Origin of the sequence: Chromohalobacter sp. HP20-39, from assembly GCF_033052815.1 — a bacterium.
Taxonomy (GTDB): Bacteria; Pseudomonadota; Gammaproteobacteria; order Pseudomonadales; family Halomonadaceae; genus Chromohalobacter.
In genome coordinates this window covers 55115-70795 of record NZ_JAWHTP010000007.1, presented here as the reverse complement: position 1 = coordinate 70795, position 15681 = coordinate 55115, and the positions used below count along the sequence as shown (strand labels likewise).

At 59.4% G+C, this 15681-nt stretch carries 15 protein-coding genes; 7 read left to right on the top strand and 8 right to left on the bottom strand.

The features are described 5' to 3' along the window. Positions 1-45: 45 nt before the first annotated feature. From RVY79_RS13690 to RVY79_RS13680, 3 genes are all read right to left on the bottom strand, one after another. The gene (locus RVY79_RS13690; protein WP_317464862.1) at positions 46-417 is read right to left on the bottom strand and encodes a diacylglycerol kinase; all 372 of its coding nucleotides are present in this window, start codon (positions 415-417) and stop codon (positions 46-48) included. A 263-nt stretch (positions 418-680) separates the two neighbouring features. Further along, positions 681-1370 (bottom strand): VIT family protein, encoded by a 690-nt coding sequence (locus RVY79_RS13685; protein ID WP_317464860.1) that lies wholly within the window; start codon positions 1368-1370, stop codon positions 681-683. A gap of 24 nt (positions 1371-1394) precedes the next feature. Continuing rightward, complete coding sequence (locus RVY79_RS13680; protein ID WP_317464859.1) at positions 1395-2576, bottom strand: glycosyltransferase family 9 protein; 1182 nt, start codon at positions 2574-2576, stop codon at positions 1395-1397. Between the two features lie 636 nt (positions 2577-3212). Here RVY79_RS13680 and RVY79_RS13675 point away from each other — a divergent pair. Together RVY79_RS13675 and RVY79_RS13670 are read left to right on the top strand one after the other, a co-directional pair. Beyond that, positions 3213-3917 carry a hypothetical protein gene (locus RVY79_RS13675; RefSeq protein WP_317464858.1) on the top strand — a complete coding sequence of 235 codons (705 nt, stop codon included), beginning with the start codon at positions 3213-3215 and terminating at the stop codon, positions 3915-3917. A 26-nt stretch (positions 3918-3943) separates the two neighbouring features. Then, entirely contained in the window at positions 3944-5035 is a 1092-nt protein-coding gene (locus RVY79_RS13670) for a glycosyltransferase (protein ID WP_317464856.1), read from the top strand. An 81-nt stretch (positions 5036-5116) separates the two neighbouring features. Here RVY79_RS13670 and RVY79_RS13665 read toward each other — a convergent pair whose 3' ends face one another. The 5 genes from RVY79_RS13665 to RVY79_RS13645 form a co-directional block, all read right to left on the bottom strand. Continuing rightward, positions 5117-6457, bottom strand: a complete 1341-nt coding sequence (locus RVY79_RS13665) for a UDP-glucose/GDP-mannose dehydrogenase family protein (RefSeq protein ID WP_317464854.1) — start codon at positions 6455-6457, stop codon at positions 5117-5119. A gap of 62 nt (positions 6458-6519) precedes the next feature. Continuing rightward, positions 6520-7521 carry an NAD-dependent epimerase gene (locus RVY79_RS13660; protein WP_317464853.1) on the bottom strand — a complete coding sequence of 334 codons (1002 nt, stop codon included), beginning with the start codon at positions 7519-7521 and terminating at the stop codon, positions 6520-6522. A 75-nt stretch (positions 7522-7596) separates the two neighbouring features. Then, positions 7597-8070, bottom strand: coding sequence for a hypothetical protein (locus RVY79_RS13655; RefSeq protein WP_317464852.1), 474 nt, complete (start codon positions 8068-8070; stop codon positions 7597-7599). A gap of 249 nt (positions 8071-8319) precedes the next feature. After that, complete coding sequence (locus RVY79_RS13650) at positions 8320-9087, bottom strand: SDR family NAD(P)-dependent oxidoreductase (protein WP_317464850.1); 768 nt, start codon at positions 9085-9087, stop codon at positions 8320-8322. A 102-nt stretch (positions 9088-9189) separates the two neighbouring features. Continuing rightward, positions 9190-10170: a LysR family transcriptional regulator gene (locus RVY79_RS13645; protein WP_317464849.1), complete on the bottom strand. Its 981-nt coding sequence runs from the start codon at positions 10168-10170 to the stop codon at positions 9190-9192. A 162-nt stretch (positions 10171-10332) separates the two neighbouring features. Between RVY79_RS13645 and RVY79_RS13640 the strand changes: the two genes are divergently transcribed. The 5 genes from RVY79_RS13640 (at position 10333) to RVY79_RS13620 (ending at position 15681) form a co-directional block, all read left to right on the top strand. Then, positions 10333-11466 carry an iron-containing alcohol dehydrogenase gene (locus tag RVY79_RS13640; protein WP_317464848.1) on the top strand — a complete coding sequence of 378 codons (1134 nt, stop codon included), beginning with the start codon at positions 10333-10335 and terminating at the stop codon, positions 11464-11466. A gap of 170 nt (positions 11467-11636) precedes the next feature. Beyond that, a complete protein-coding gene (locus RVY79_RS13635) occupies positions 11637-12614 on the top strand; it encodes a tripartite tricarboxylate transporter substrate binding protein (protein WP_317464847.1) in 978 nt (325 codons plus the stop codon). Between the two features lie 13 nt (positions 12615-12627). Continuing rightward, a complete protein-coding gene (locus RVY79_RS13630) occupies positions 12628-13095 on the top strand; it encodes a tripartite tricarboxylate transporter TctB family protein (RefSeq protein ID WP_317464846.1) in 468 nt (155 codons plus the stop codon). Between the two features lie 7 nt (positions 13096-13102). After that, positions 13103-14617 carry a tripartite tricarboxylate transporter permease gene (locus tag RVY79_RS13625; RefSeq protein ID WP_317464845.1) on the top strand — a complete coding sequence of 505 codons (1515 nt, stop codon included), beginning with the start codon at positions 13103-13105 and terminating at the stop codon, positions 14615-14617. Next, entirely contained in the window at positions 14614-15681 is a 1068-nt protein-coding gene (locus tag RVY79_RS13620) for an Ldh family oxidoreductase (protein ID WP_317464843.1), read from the top strand. The genes RVY79_RS13625 and RVY79_RS13620 overlap by 4 nt, the downstream gene beginning before the upstream one ends.

Below are 15681 nucleotides of genomic sequence, written 5' to 3'. Positions count from 1 at the left end.
TAAGAAAACCTTAAGAAAACCTTAAGAAACCATTAGACAACACAACTACTTCAGCAAAATACTCAGCCAGACCCAGACTACAAGCAAAAAAGTCATGAAGACCGATGCCGACCCAAGATCCTTGGCTCGACCACTCAATACATGCCATTGCGTTCCCACACGATCCACTACGGCTTCAATAGCTGAATTTATAAGCTCAACTATCAGTAATAAGATGAGAGACGCACCCATCATCACTTTTTCCAACGGTAAAAAATTCCCAAATATTGGTATTGGCATCAACAAAGCCAAGACCAATAATTCTTGACGAAATGCTGACTCGTGTATCCATGCAGCATTCAAGCCTCTTAAAGAACAAAAAAAGGCCTTGTTTAAACGCACAAGACCTGTCTCGTTCCATTTATTTTTGCCTGACATTTTATCGAAATTTCCAAATTCAAAAATCAGTCATCAGGGTAGGCTAGAAGTCTTAAGTGCTGATTAAGTATCTCCTTTTCTTTTAGCAATTTAATACAAAGTGTTATTTATCAGTTACGACGGAGGCATCGTTGAAATACAAGCCGCTTTACGACTCGAGAAATCCGATGAGTTCCGGTTCTATTAAACCAGTATTTTCCAGACGGTGCGTGATGCCCATCGGGATAGCACGCGGCTATCGGAACGAGGCCAAGCCCCCTGGATCAGACGGCAACGTCGAACAGGACGCCGACGCCTGCGGTGATAGCCATGGCAGTGGCGCCCCAGAAGATAACGCGCGCACTGGCCCGTCCGACGGGCGCACCTCCCGCCTTGGCGGCAATCCCCCCCAGTGTCGCGAGAAACGCCAGAGAAAATATCCCCACGGCTGGAATCAGTAGCATCGGGGGTACCCACCATGCCACTAGCAACGGTAGCAGAGCCCCAGCGGAGAAGGTGATGGCTGATGTCACGGCCGCCTGAACGGGGCGCGCCTGTGCTATCTCGGTAATACCGATTTCGTCCCGGGCGTGGGCACCCAGTGCATCGTGGGCCATCAACTGTTCCGCAACCCTTACCGCAAGAGCCGGTTCCACGCCACGAGTGATATAAATATCGGCCAACTCGTCCCGTTCCAGTTCGTACTCGTTTTCCAGCGTCCGCCGTTCGAGTTCCAGGTCCGCTTTTTCGGTATCGGATTGAGAGCAAACCGAGACGTATTCACCGGCGGCCATGGACATGGCACCGGCCACCCAGCCGGCCAGACCAGCCAGTAGAATGTCACTCTGGGCCGTATTGGCCGCAGCGACACCGAGGATAAGGCTCGCCGTGGACACGATACCGTCGTTGGCTCCAAGAACGGCGGCACGCAACCAGCCATTACGCTGGGAACGATGATGTTCCTTATGACTCATTCGGCAACTCCCGACAGGGGCGTCTCATCTCCGATCAATAGAATACATAGTAAGCGTATCGCCATCTGCTGTCCGGTGAGTCGTGTCACTTCTTGTAGAGGGTGACGCGCCGCGATAGTCATTCAACATCTGCAGCGATTCAGGCCTCGCGGTAGCACAGGCTTGCTCGGCAACCTCGGCCGGCGTGGGTTGAAAAAGTATCGAGTCAGAGGGTCCTTGAGGGGAAAACTTGCGTGACCCCTCTACTTGCAACAGCGCTAACACGGAGGTACCCAAGGCGGCAGCCATGTGCATGGGCCCCGTATCTGGCGTAATCAAGCGCTCCAGGTTGGCCAGTACGCCAAGAAATTCTCGCAGCGGTATCTGAGGAAGCACACGACCGAATTCGCCAGAGACACTCTCCAGTGGCGTGCGCATGGCCTCTTCCTCGGGGCCCAGCAACACGAGATAGGGCTTCTGGCGTAATTCGAACTCTCGTAACAAGTCTTGCCAGAACTCGAGCGGCAGACGCTTATCGAGATGACCGCCGACGAAGATCCCAATAGAGGCCCTTAGCCCCGAAGGACTGATCAGCCTGGTGGCAGCGGCACGACGCTCCTGTTCGGATATCATCAACCATGGGCGAGATGAGCACGCCAGGCCCAGGCTGGCTGCTAAAGAACTGGTAAGCGCGTAGACATGAGATGGTGACACATCGCTGACCCAGTCATAGCTCGCCTCTAGCCGACCGCGCTGTCCCAAACGTTGCCGGGCACCGCAAAACTGCATGAGAAGCCAGCTTGTCAGCGAGTTATCACCGACCTGCACGGCCAAGTCGTATTTTCTCCGCCTAAGTCGAACCAGGAACTGTGCCAACTTCCATGGGCGAACCAACATGCTGCGACTCAAGGCGTGGTAGCGTGCCAGCGGCATACCTGCAAACAGGACCCGGGTGGTGTCGGTGCCTAGATAGTCGATATCGATCTCCGGGCGCCCTTCAGCAAAGGCTTGGATCAACCGAGCACCGATGACGGCATTACCAATGCGAAAGTTGGGGCGTACCAACAGGACGCGTCGAACACCATGAAGAGCCTCGGGAGTCGCCGGCCGAGATGAACGGGAGCCTCGCGCAACCGCTCGGTAGATCCAGCGCTTGGTCGCTTTCTCAAGACCTCGCCCCATGCGGCGCATGGCGGTATGCCGGCGCAAATAGGTAAAAGGAAACATGCAGGCACTCCTTGATGGGCAGCGCCTGCAAGTGTCACCGGCCAACCTTATGACATCCTTAATGCCCCAACATCAAAATCTCCAACTTCAGTGCCTGCTCGATTTACCTTTCTTGTAGAAAGCAGGCAGGCCGAAAACCGCAACCTTCTTAAACAATAAAATGGAAAACACAACGAGCCCTGCTGGGATGGCAATCGCCCCCAGCAATATATAGCCGATTGCCAGCGTTATCTCAGGAATATACAAGAAGCTGGAGTATCGGCTTATCTCCCTATACCCGGAGCCAATCGCGCCATAAAGGCTACGAGACCAATGATTCAAGGTCCTTGGTAGAGACGTTCGCGTCGACATGCCACCCTCGAGCGTTTCATTCTTAGTTCGGCGTTAGAGTACAGATTCAATGTTACGTTCTAACGTCTGCAGCATGCCCTTTCATACAATGATGGCGGGTCGCCATGGTAGCGGTAGCACGCACCGATGCGTCGAAGCGACAAGTTCTCACTCCCTGCAGTGGCAACAGCACTGACAGCGCCGCTGCCTTGCGTTTACCGGGGCCGTCCTGTCATCGCCTTGACATCCTTCCCCCGCTTCCCGAGGATTAGCGCCTTGTTTACCGGATGAGGCGTATCGCCACTCATGCCCCTGTATCGAGTCTCGCTGAACGGTGTGACGCGTTGGTATTACCTCCGCACACGATTTCCGTTTCCCAGCCACATCGCGCTGCAGCAACCCGAGACCACACAAGACATGGAGGCAGTGGGCAGCAGTCGCTTCTTTCTCGATACGGCGTCGAATACGCTGTTCAAGCTGGTAGCCGACAAGCACGCGGTGCACCGCGAGCCCTTCCGCTGGTGGATTCGGGATATTCTGGAGAAACGCCTGCTGGGCGGCTTCGACGGCCTCAAGGAATGGCAGTCCAACGCCCGCATCCGTCAGGCGGGGCTACGCGCCATCGAGTGTCGCGGCGTCGGCGTGGCCCTCAACCCCTTCAATCCGCTGGGGTCGCTGCTGGCCATGGAACATCTGGACGAGGGGGAGTCGGGCGCGGATTACTTTCGCCGCGAAAGCGAAGAGGCACGCCTCGCATTCCTGCAAAGCATGTGTGACGACGCCGTGGCCTTGATCCATCACGGCTATTATCATCGCGACTTTCATTATGGCAACTTGCTGCTCGATGACGCTGGCGAGATCGTTTGGATCGATACTCATGTCAAGCGCTTGCCGCAAGATGCCCACCAACGCCGCCAGACCATTATTGCCATGCTCAGCCCCACGAAATTGCAAGGCGAGCGTTACCGGGCATTCGCCGAAGCGTATCTGATTCGCCAACTCGCGCTATAGGGATTAGCCCCATCAGGGAAGACATCATGCCAACGCCCAAACGCTTTGCCTTCGTCATTGAAGATCTCTACGGCGGCGGTGCCCAGAAATCTCTGCTGTATACGGCGGATGGCCTTCGCCAACGCGGCCATATCGTCAAGGTATTTATCCTGCGCGACAAGATCGAGCATCGCGTCCCGGATGGACTGGACATCGAGAACATCAAGGTCGTGACACAGGCCACCAAGGCACTGTCAAATCGCTTCGTGGAAAAGTGGCAAGCGTCACGCATCGACAAGTCGCTCAACGCCTTCAACCCCGATGTAGTTCTGTCCTGCTCCTGCGACAAGATCACCCGACATCTGAATCGTCCCAACCTATGGTTCTGGATCAAGAGCGATATCTCGGCAAAATTCAGCGATCCCGACAAACGCGCCAAGGCTTTCGCCAAGGTGCATAGCTTTTATAGCGGGCGCAACGTCGTCGCCGTCTCACAGGGCGTCAAGGACAATCTTCTCGATGTCATTGGACTCAAGCCCGCCGAGATTCGCGCCATCTATAACCCTTACGAGCGTGCGCCCTTCCTGCGCATGGCCGAGGAGCCGGCGGATATTCCCGAAGGAGAGTATTTGATCAACGTGGGTACGTTTGAACCCCGCAAGCGCCATGATCGGCTGCTGCGCGCCTACAAAGCCAGCGGCGTCACCACACCGCTGATGCTGCTGGGAAAAGGCAAGGGCGATGAAGAAGCCAAACTCCGCGCGATGATCGAGGACATGGAGCTCACCGAACGCATCATCCTGCCCGGCTATCAAACCAACCCGTATCCCTTCATTCGCCACGCCAAAGCCTTGATCCTCACGTCGGACGCGGAAGGCCTACCACGTGCACTGATCGAATCGTTATTGCTCGACACCCCGGTGGTCAGTGTCGACTGCCCCTCCGGCCCGCATGAAATACTCTCGGGGGAACTCGCCGACTTCCTGGTCCCGCGCGAGGACGAAACGGCGCTGGCCGACGCCATCGCGCGCATGGATGCCCACCCGGTCCGCGTGACCGAGGCACATTATCGCCCGTTTCTGAAGGAAACCGTGCTGCCGCAATTCGAAGCCTTGGCGGAGTCGCCTCGCTTCGAATGACACAAGAACGGCAACGCAAAACGGCGCCCCGCGTGGCGCCGTTTGCATATCCAACTGACTCGCACACTCCTCTGGCCCGGCTCACGCCGACTGAAGTGAATCGCCCCGGCCCACGGCGAAGTACATCAAGCCTGCGCGCTTGACCGCCTGCGGGTCGAACAGATTACGCCCATCGATCACTACCGGCATGCGCAGCGTCTGCTTGAGCCAGACGAAATCGATGCTGCGAAAGGTCTTCCACTCGGTGCAGATCACCAAGGCGTCGGCACCTTCCACGGCTTGCTCACGATTATCGACCAAGGCGAGGTCGTCGCGCTGCCCGTAAATTCGGCGGCACTCGCCCATGGCTTCCGGGTCGAAGGCTTGCACGCGTGCTCCTGCGGCCCACAGCGCTTCCATCAAGGCCCGGCTGGGCGCTTCGCGCATATCGTCGGTATTCGGCTTGAAGGCCAGCCCCCACACGGCAATCGTCTTGCCTTGAAGATCGCCATCGAAGGCTTGGGCAAGCTTGGTAAAGAGGGTTGCTTTCTGGCGCTGGTTGACGCCTTCGACGGCCTCGAGCAGTTCGGCGTGATAGCCGATCTCACCGGCGGTGCGCGCCAGCGCCTGTACGTCCTTGGGGAAGCACGAACCGCCATAACCGCAACCGGGATAGATGAAGTGATAACCGATACGTGGGTCGCTGCCGATGCCGCGACGAATCTGCTCGATGTCGGCGCCCAGGCGCTCGGCCATATTGGCGATTTCGTTCATGAAGCTGATCTTGGTGGCCAGCATGGCATTGGCGGCGTACTTGGTCAGCTCGGCGCTACGGATATCCATGAACATCAACTTTTCATGGTGACGGTTGTACGGACCGTAGCACTCACGCATCGTCTCGCGCACGCGTTCGGCATCGGTGCCGACGATGATCCGCGCACCATGGGTGAAGTCCTCGATGGCGGCGCCTTCCTTGAGGAATTCCGGGTTGGAGCAGACATCGACGGTCAGCGAAGCGCCCCGGGCGTCGAGTTCGCCCTGCACGGCACCGCGCACCTTGTCTGCCGTGCCCACCGGCACGGTCGACTTGTCGACGACGACCTTATCGTCGCGCATATGCTGGCCGATGCTACGCGCCACGGAAAGGACGTACTGCAGATCGGCGCTACCGTCTTCGTCCGGCGGCGTGCCCACGGCGATGAACTGCAGCGGCGCGAAATCGACGGCAAACGCTGCATCGGTAGTGAAACGCAGGCGTCCTTCCTCGACATTGCGACGCACCATGGCGTCGAGCCCAGGCTCGTAAATGGGAATCTCGCCGCGCTCGAGGCGCGCGATCTTATCGGCGTCGACGTCCATGCACATGACATCGTGCCCCACATCCGCCAGGCAGGTTCCGGTGACCAGACCCACGTACCCCGTGCCAAAGATGCTGATTCTCATCGTGTGTCGTCCTTTACGTGTCATGTCATAAAAAAAGCGTGGGCGTCAAACCCGAGTGGATATCACACTTGATAGAACGCGCGATACCAGTCGACGAAGCGGGCCACGCCTTCCTCGACGCCGACCGCCGGGCGGTAACCGACCGCTTCGAAAAGTGCCTCGGTATCCGCCCAGGTACGCGGTACGTCACCCGGCTGCATAGGCTGATAGTCGCATTGCGCAGTGCGCCCGGTCACGCGCTCCAGGGCGCGCACGAAATCCATCAATGCCACCGGGCTACCGTGGCCGATATTGTAGAGTGCGAACGGCGCGGTGCTTTGATCCGGTGCCGTCGCCTGCCTCTCAGGATCGCCCTGGGGGATCACATCCTGAATACGCACCACGCCCTCGACGATATCGTCGATATAGGTGAAATCCCGCGACAGCTCGCCGTGGTTGTAGATCGGCAACGGCTCGCCGGCGAGGATCGCCCGGGTGAACTTGAACATCGCCATGTCCGGGCGTCCCCACGGGCCATAGACGGTGAAGAAGCGCAGACCCGTGGTGGGAATCTCGTACAAGTGCGCGTAGCTGTGCGTCATCAGCTCGTTGGACTTCTTGGTCGCGGCGTAGAGGCTGATGGGATGATCCACAGCATCGGCAGTCGAGAACGGCACATGCGCATTCTGGCCGTATACCGAACTCGACGAAGCATAGACCAGATGCGGCACCTGCTGGTGGCGACAGCCTTCCAGCACATTGAGATGACCGACGAGATTGGACTGCGCATAGACATGCGGGTTGTCGAGCGAGTAGCGCACTCCGGCCTGCGCGGCGAGATGGATGACGCGATCGAAGCGCTCGCCGGCGAAAAGCGCCTGCATGGCCGCCTGATCGGCGAGGTCCACGCGCTCGAAACGTACGTTGGGCAATCCAGCCAGATCGTCGAGGCGCGCCTGCTTGAGCGCCACATCGTAGTAATCGTTGAGATTGTCGATGCCGACGATGGTGTGGCCATCGGCCGCCAGGCGCTTGGCCACGGCATGACCGATGAACCCGGCCATGCCCGTAATAAGAATATTCATGGGGTTACCGGTCTTTCCTATGATGGCGCGCACTATAGCATGGCGCTTGAGACGCGCCGATCCATGCATCACGCTTCATTGACGAGGCGCAAGCCAGGCGAGAATACCCACGAACAAGAGCACCAGGGCGAGCAACGAAAGACCGTCGAGCACGTTTGCCAGCGACGGCAAGCGCGGATCGTTGGCCGTCACCTGATGCGCATTGTGCATGCCCTGCAACGCCAACTGCCCCACGGCCGCGATCAATGTCAGCATCATCCCCAACGGCAGGCTGGCACGCAGCCATATCGGCAAACGCGGAAACGATAAGCGAAGGCGGGAAGCCGGCTGCTTTTGCGTCTTGGTACTAGCCTGCGAGGAACCTTTGCGTGAAGCGGCATTGGCACGTTTCGGCGAGCTCTTACTATGTGACTTGCTATGTGACTTGCCACGTTGCTTGTTGGAGGACGACCCACGCCGTCCCACCCAGCGATAGACCAGCATGGTAAAGGCGGCTGTCAGCGCCACCGCAGAAATCAGGATGGAAAGGAACAAGGAAAGCGAGGCCATGGAATCCCGTTGTCTTTCGAAGAAGAATGACGACAAGGATACCAGCGATGGCCTCGCGGTTCAGGCACGGCGTGGGCCGATGCCAACAATGTATCGACGCATCGGATCAGGCGCTGTCTGCAAAGTCGGCGAGCGAAGGACAGACAAGGCAAAAATCGGCGAAAGAGCGGAGTTTACGCGCTGTAAATGAGCATCTTGAGCCGATTTTTAACGCCGTATGGGCAAGCGCAGGCACTTTGCAGACAATGCCTAGGGCATCAGTTGCCCACCGTTTACCTCGACGATCTGACCGGTGACATAACCGCTCAAGGCATCGGTGGCCAGGAACAGGAATGCCCCCACGCACTCCTCGGGCGTACCGAGCCGCCCCATGGGAATACCGGCGCGCATGGCCTCGAGCTGAGCGTCGCTGCTGTGTCGGTCGTGGAACGGCGTGACGATGACCCCTGGCGCTACGGCGTTGACGCGAATGTTGTCCGCAGCGAGTTCCTTGGCCATACCACGTGTGAACGAACTCACGAACGCCTTGGCCGAGGCATACAACGACGCCCCGGGGCCGCCGCCGTTGCGTGCCGCCACCGAGGTGGTGTTGATGATCTTGCCGCCCTCGCCCTGCCGGCGGAAATGCGCGATGGCCGCGCGTGTCGCCAGGGTCACCGAGCGGACGTTGAGATCCATGACCCGAGCATAATGCTCGGCCTCGATATCGCCCGCCGGCACCCGCCCCAGCATGTCGCCGGCATTGTTGATCAAAATATCCAGACCGCCCAGTTGCTCGACGGCACGGTCGACCACCGCAACCGCGCCTTCGGCGGTGCTGACATCTTGTTGTAGCGTGAACGCCTTGCCACCGTCGCGTTCGATCGCCTCGGCCACCTCGCGAGCCGGGGCTTCGCTGGTGTTGTAGTGAACGACGACATGAGCGCCGAGCGCCCCGAAACGCTGAGCAACGGCGGCCCCAATTCCCGTGCTCGCTCCCGTGACCAGCACACGCTTGCCATGCAATTCATCGAACATCGTGGTCTCCTTGAATGCTAAAACGTGCCATGCACGCGCTGTCATACATCACACAAATTGTCGCTCAAGGATTTCAGATCGTCGCGTTCCCGGGCATTAGACTTAAGTGCCGGCAGCGTCTGAAGACCCCCTCGGCAACAGCGCCTCACTCGCCAACTGCCGCAGATGCGCGATCAACTCGTCGGCGGCAGCGGAGTGCGGCTCCTGACGGCGCGTGATGATGCCGTAGTAGTCCAATGGCTTGCCGATCACGCGCTCGAGCACGACGTATTGCCCACCCGCCAGCGGCCGCCGCATGACCGAGCGCGGCAACACCGCCAGCATGTCCGACGATTGCAGCAATTGCAGGGTTGCCTGAATCGACGTGGTTTCGACCACATTCGCGGGCGTGGCGATGCCCTCTTCCGCCAGGGCCGACTCGAACACGCCACGCATGGGGCTCGACAGCGGATGCAGTATCCACGGCCATTGGCTCAGTTCGTCCAGTCCCGGGGCATGGTCAAGGTGCGTCAGTGGATGATCGCGGCGCACCACGACACGCAGCGGCTCATCCAGTAGCGGCTCGAAGTCGAAAACGTTGTGCTGACTGACATGCGTCAAGCGCCCGATGACCACGTCCAGGCGCTTGTGCTCGAGTTCGAGCAACAAGCGATCGCTGGTTTGCTCCTGCAGGCTCACCGACAGGCGTGGCCGGTCACGTTTGAGCCGAGCAATCGCCGCTGGCAGGATTTCCGGCGCGGCAGCAGCGATGGCGCCGATCAGCAACTGGCCATAGCCCCCTTCACGCAGGTCATTGATGTCATCCACCAGGCGTTCCATGTCGTTGAGTAGGATCCACGCATGGCGGATGACCTGCTCGCCCAGCTCAGTGGGCTGCATGGCCCGCGGCAAACGCTCGAAAATCGCAAAACCGAAATACGCCTCCAGATCGCGCAACATCTTGCTCGCCGCCGGCTGACTCAGATGCATGACCCGCGCCGTGGCATGCATGTTGCGGCTCTCGGCCAAGGTGGTCAGCAACATCAGATGCTTGAAACGCAACCAGGCACACAGATGTGCATGTGAAAGCTTGCCCGCCGTCATGATTGCCCTTCCTGATAACCAGAACGAATCACAATGCCATAAACTTCGATTGGATTGTGATTTCAATGCGGCCATAGCCTGAGCGATAAGACAACATCACGCGTTGCACCACAGTGAACAACAATCACCGCCTTGGCCGCCAAGGCACATAGGGAGCGCGGTATGAGTGCGACCATCAACTACCTCACCAAGATACGTTTTGGCGACGATGCCTTGGACGACCTGGCCGAAGAATTGACGTTGCTCGGCGTTACCCAGCCATTGATCGTCACCGACGCCGGACTCACCGCCAGCGGCCTGGTCACGCGCGTTCAGGAAGCCATCGGCGGCGAACGCCCGGTTCCGGTCTACGATGGCACGCCCGCCAACCCCACCGAAATCGCCATCGAGGAGGCCGTGGCGTATTACCACGAGCATGACTGCGACGGCATCGTCGCGCTGGGCGGCGGATCGAGCATCGACCTGGCCAAAGGCGTCGCCCTGCTGGCCAGCCACCCGGCGCCGTTGCGGCAATATGCTGTGATCGAAGGTGGTGCAGCCCGGATCGGCAGCCAAGTGCTGCCATTGGTGGCCATTCCCACCACGGCGGGCACCGGCAGCGAGGTCGGACGCGCGGCCCTGATCAGCATGCGCGACGAACGCAAGCTCGGCTTTCTTTCGCCGCATTTGATTCCAGACGTGGCGATCTGCGATCCACTGCTGACGCTATCGTTGCCGCCGCACTTGACCGCGGCCACCGGCATGGACGCTATCGCGCATTGTGTCGAGACGTTTCTCAGCCCGCGCTTCAACCCACCCGCCGACGCCATCGCCCTCGACGGCTTGCAACGCGCCACGCGGCATATTCGTACTGCCGTCAGCGATGGTAGTAACCGTGAGGCGCGCCGCGAGATGTTGATGGCCGCCACGCAAGGCGCCTTGGCGTTCCAGAAAGGTCTCGGCGCGGTACATTCTCTTTCCCACGCCCTGGGCGGCTTCCACGACCTGAAACTCCATCATGGCACGCTCAATGCCTTGCTGATGCCCATCGTGCTGCGCTTCAACCAGGACCATTGTGGCGACAAGTTCGCCCGGCTGCGCGATGCGATGGGCCTGGCCCCCGGAACGGATGTCGTCGAGGCCTTTACTCAGCTCAACATCGACCTGGGCCTCCCCATGCGCCTGAGCGACCTGGGCGTCACACGCGAACGCCTGGCACCGGTCGCCCAATGGGCACTGGAAGACCATTCAACTGCGACTAATCCGCGTGTCCCGACGCACGACGATTTTCAGGGCATGCTCTTGGAAGCGCTATGAGGATCGCTTTGAAAACTATTAACCAATTGAAAAAAGAGGAGGTTCAAGTAGCGTGCTAGACCAAAGTCTAGACAAATGAATATTGCGTACAATGTTCATTAAGGACTAACTTGAAAGACGCATTCCATGCACGACAACACTACATGACACGCCAATAACAAGGATCGATCATGCTCAAACTACACAACAAAACACTACTCGCCGGCACCGCCATCCTGCTCAGCGCTATCGCCGCCCCGGCTCTCGCCGCCTACCCGGAGAAACCCATCACCATCATCGTGCCGTGGGCCGCCGGCGGCGGTACCGATGCCACCGCACGCACCATCGCCAAGGCCATGGAAGAAGAACTCGGCGCGACGGTCAACGTCGTCAACCGCACCGGTGGCAGCGGCGTGGTGGGCCACAGCGCTATCGCCCGTGCCAATCCCGACGGTTACACGCTCGGCTTGGTAACGGGCGAGATCAACATGATGCATTGGCAGGGCCTCACCGACCTGACCTACCGGGATTACACACCGATTGCCCAGATCAACTACGACTACGCGGGCGTTCAAGTCGCCGCCGATGGCCCCTTCGATGACCTCGAAGACTTGGTGAAGACGGTACGCGAGCAACCCAAAGGGACCTATAACGCCTCCGGTACCGGCCAAGGCGGCGTCTGGCACCTGGCTTTCGCCGGCTTTCTGATGGATCAAGGCATGGAGCCTGACCGCGTCACCTGGATCCCCAGTCAAGGCGCAGCGCCCGCGATGACCGAGCTCGCAGCCGGCGGTATCGATATCGTGCCTAGTTCGGTGCCCGAAGGGCGTTCGATGATCGAGGCAGGGCGTGCCGACAGCTTGGCCATCATGGCGCCAGAACGTATCGATAGTTTCCCAAATGTGCCGACCGTCCAGGAAGCCATTGGCAGTGACTATCAGATCGGTGAATGGCGCGGTATCGCCGGCCCCAAAGGCATGGACCCCGACGTCGTCGCGACGCTCGAAGACGCACTGAAGGCCGCTTACAACAGCGATACCTATCAGGGCTTCATGGCCAAGCAAGGTTTCGGCACCGAATGGCGCAATTCCGAGGACTTTGCCCAATTGATGGCTGATATGGACAAACGTTTCGGCGAAATCGTCGAACAAGTCGGCCTAGCCAAATAACCCGGGAGCCACGATGAGAGACTTCCTGCTCGGCCTCGCGTTCATAGTGGCAGGCGCCATCGTCTATGTCGTGGCCCAAGGGTTCCCCACCATGCCGAGTTTGCAATACGGGCCATCACTGTTTCCCTCCCTCATCGGGGGAGGGTTCATGATCGGCGGCCTGGTTCTCGCAATCAGCCATGTCGGGGCTCTCAAGGGGATCGCACACGGCATCACCTGGCGTACAGACCGAGAGCTCATGCGTAACACGCTACTCTCACTGCTTCCCGCCTTGGCTATCGTCTTTTACATCCTGACAAGCGAGGCGCTGGGGACCAAGCTGTGCTTGGCATTGATCATGTTCGTGTTGATGCTGGCACGGCGCACCTCTCCCATCCTCGCACTCGGGGTATCCATCGTCGCGGCACTGGTTATCGACCTGGTGTTCTCTCGCTACCTGCTCATCCCCCTCCCTGAGGGACTGCTGAGCGTCTGGGGGTAAGTAAGCCATGGATGCATTTCTGCAAGGCCTGGCGTTGGTCTTCAATTTCCAGACACTACTCGTTATCGGCGCCGCCGCTATTTTCGGCGTATTCGTGGGGGCCGTCCCTGGACTAACCGCCACCATGGCCGTCGCGCTGCTGGTCCCCATCACCTTTTACATGGACCCGACACCGGCCATCGCCGCCATCGTGACCACCTCAGCAATGGCGATATTCGCCGGCGACATTCCCGGCACCTATCTCAATATTCCCGGCACACCCGCCTCGGCCGCCTATGTCGGCGAGTCGCACCAGTTGGCACGCCAAGGGCGCGCGCGCGAAACGCTAGGCACCAACCTGGTGTGCTCGATGTTCGGCGGTTTGTTCGGCACCCTGATACTGGTGTTCGTCTCGCCGTCGCTGGCCGAGGTCGCCCTTCAATTCAGCTCTTTCGAATATTTTTGGCTGGCATTGCTGGGTCTGAGTTGCTCGATCTTTATCTCCATCGGGTCGAAGACCAAGGCCTTTTTGTCCTTGCTGGTGGGTTTGCTGCTTTCCACCGTCGGTCTCGACATGATGAGCGGCGCCCCACGCTTCACTTTCGGCATCCCGGATCTGATGGCAGGCGTCAACTTCATCCCCGTGATGATCGGGATGTTCGCGCTCAATGAGCTAATGAGCTTTTATGGTTCTCGCAATGAAGGACGTAACGTCCCCGCCATGCACAAGGACAAGGTTTTCAGCCACGTTCCTCAGCATCTCGGACGTTATTGGCGCAATCTTTTGCGGGGAAGCTCGATCGGCACGCTGATCGGTGCCCTGCCCGGCGCAGGCGCGGATATCGCCGCCTGGATCTCCTATGCCATGGGCAAAAGCCGCTCGAAAGACCGGGACGCCTACGGCACCGGCCATATCGAAGGCATCGTCGATGCCAGCTCGGCCAACAATTCCGGTATCAGCGGTGCCTGGGTACCGGCACTGGTCTTCGGTATTCCCGGCGACTCGATTACCGCGATTGTCATCGGCGTGCTGTACATGAAAGGGATGAACCCCGGGCCTACCATCTTCATGGATGGCGGCGGCCTCATTTATGCCCTGTTCATCGTGTTTTTCATCGCCAACTTGATCATGTTGCCCATCGGCTATGTAGCCATTCGCTCGGCCAAGGTCTTCATCCTGACGCCGCGCAAGATACTCATGCCGATCATCCTATGCTTCTGCATCGTCGGTGCTTTTGCCATCAACAACACGATTACCGACGTCTGGATCATGCTGATCACTGGCTCGGCAGCGTTCATCCTGGCCCGCAACGGCTTCCCCATGGCGCCCGCTATCCTGGGGCTGGTGCTGGGCAGCACGCTGGAGAACAACTTCATGAGCTCAATGCTCAAGAGCAACGGCGACCTGCTCAGCTTCTTCTCGCGCCCGATTAGCGCCGGCCTGGGCATCATGGTCATCCTGATCTGGCTCCTGCCGCTGTTCATTCGCCTCTACCGCCGTTATCGCGGCACCTCCCAAGACCACTCCGCGAGGACGCCATGACGACCTATGCTGCCACCCCGTTGACCGATCTCTTGACGGCGCTATTTCAAGAGGCCGGTGCCACGGCAGAGGTTGCCGCCACCACCGCCGACGTACTGGTCGAAGGCGACCTTCTCGGCCACCACACACATGGCATCAAGCTCGCGCATGGCTATCTCAAGGACCTCAAGGCCGGCAAGGCGAGCGGCGATCCCGTTGCGCTCGAGATGACGGAAAGCAGCCCCGTGGCCGCCGTGATCGACGGGCATTATGTGTTGGGGCCGTACCTCGTCAGACGTGCGCTGGAACATGCGCGGCACGCAGCGGAAGGATTCGGCATCGGCATCGTCACGCTCAAGCGATCCCATCACATTGCCTGCCTAGCGGCCTATCTGCGCCCCCTCGTCGAACGTGACCTGGTACCCATCGTGCTCAGCTCGGACCCTGCCGTGGCCTCGGTCGCACCCTATGGCGGCGTAACGCCCGTATACACGCCGAATCCGCTGGCCATCGGTATCCCGGGTCGCGACAACCCCATGCTGATCGACGTCAGCATGTCGAGCATCACCAACGGCACCGTCAACAAGACACGCGCCGAGGGCGGCAAGCTCGCGCATCCGGCCATCCTCACCAATCGGGGAACGGTCAGCGACGACCCCGAAGATTTCTTCACCACCCCCCCCGGCAGCATCCTGCCACTCGGCGGCCAAGCCTACGGCCATAAAGGGTTCGCCCTGGGGCTGATGATCGAAGCATTGACCTCGGCGCTCGGCGGTTTCGGTCGCAAGAATGCCCCGACCCAATGGGGCGCCTCGGCCACAGTGATGGTCATCGATCCGGCGCGTTTCGGCGGCATTGATGCCTTCGTCGAGGAAACCGACTTCCTCACCCGGCGCTGCCTCGACGCCGAGCGCGCCGATCCCGATATTGCGGTGCGCCTCCCTGGCCAATCGGGGCTCGCCAAGCGTCAGCGATATCTACGCGAGGGCATCCCCTTGCCGGAGGACGTCGTCGCTTCATTACGTCAGGCCATCGCCGACTCGACGCTGGCAAGCGGGTCATTGAGTCGCGCACTAGGGTTATGA

Excerpts from the sequence above, each read along its gene's own strand:
- RVY79_RS13690 (WP_317464862.1), bottom strand. The coding sequence starts at position 417 with ATGTCAGGCAAAAATAAATGGAACGAGACAGGTCTTGTGCGTTTAAAC.
- RVY79_RS13685 (WP_317464860.1), bottom strand. The coding sequence starts at position 1,370 with ATGAGTCATAAGGAACATCATCGTTCCCAGCGTAATGGCTGGTTGCGT.
- RVY79_RS13680 (WP_317464859.1), bottom strand. The coding sequence starts at position 2,576 with ATGTTTCCTTTTACCTATTTGCGCCGGCATACCGCCATGCGCCGCATG.
- RVY79_RS13675 (WP_317464858.1), top strand. The coding sequence starts at position 3,213 with ATGCCCCTGTATCGAGTCTCGCTGAACGGTGTGACGCGTTGGTATTAC.
- RVY79_RS13670 (WP_317464856.1), top strand. The coding sequence starts at position 3,944 with ATGCCAACGCCCAAACGCTTTGCCTTCGTCATTGAAGATCTCTACGGC.
- RVY79_RS13665 (WP_317464854.1), bottom strand. The coding sequence starts at position 6,457 with ATGAGAATCAGCATCTTTGGCACGGGGTACGTGGGTCTGGTCACCGGA.
- RVY79_RS13660 (WP_317464853.1), bottom strand. The coding sequence starts at position 7,521 with ATGAATATTCTTATTACGGGCATGGCCGGGTTCATCGGTCATGCCGTG.
- RVY79_RS13655 (WP_317464852.1), bottom strand. The coding sequence starts at position 8,070 with ATGGCCTCGCTTTCCTTGTTCCTTTCCATCCTGATTTCTGCGGTGGCG.
- RVY79_RS13650 (WP_317464850.1), bottom strand. The coding sequence starts at position 9,087 with ATGTTCGATGAATTGCATGGCAAGCGTGTGCTGGTCACGGGAGCGAGC.
- RVY79_RS13645 (WP_317464849.1), bottom strand. The coding sequence starts at position 10,170 with ATGACGGCGGGCAAGCTTTCACATGCACATCTGTGTGCCTGGTTGCGT.
- RVY79_RS13640 (WP_317464848.1), top strand. The coding sequence starts at position 10,333 with ATGAGTGCGACCATCAACTACCTCACCAAGATACGTTTTGGCGACGAT.
- RVY79_RS13635 (WP_317464847.1), top strand. The coding sequence starts at position 11,637 with ATGCTCAAACTACACAACAAAACACTACTCGCCGGCACCGCCATCCTG.
- RVY79_RS13630 (WP_317464846.1), top strand. The coding sequence starts at position 12,628 with ATGAGAGACTTCCTGCTCGGCCTCGCGTTCATAGTGGCAGGCGCCATC.
- RVY79_RS13625 (WP_317464845.1), top strand. The coding sequence starts at position 13,103 with ATGGATGCATTTCTGCAAGGCCTGGCGTTGGTCTTCAATTTCCAGACA.
- RVY79_RS13620 (WP_317464843.1), top strand. The coding sequence starts at position 14,614 with ATGACGACCTATGCTGCCACCCCGTTGACCGATCTCTTGACGGCGCTA.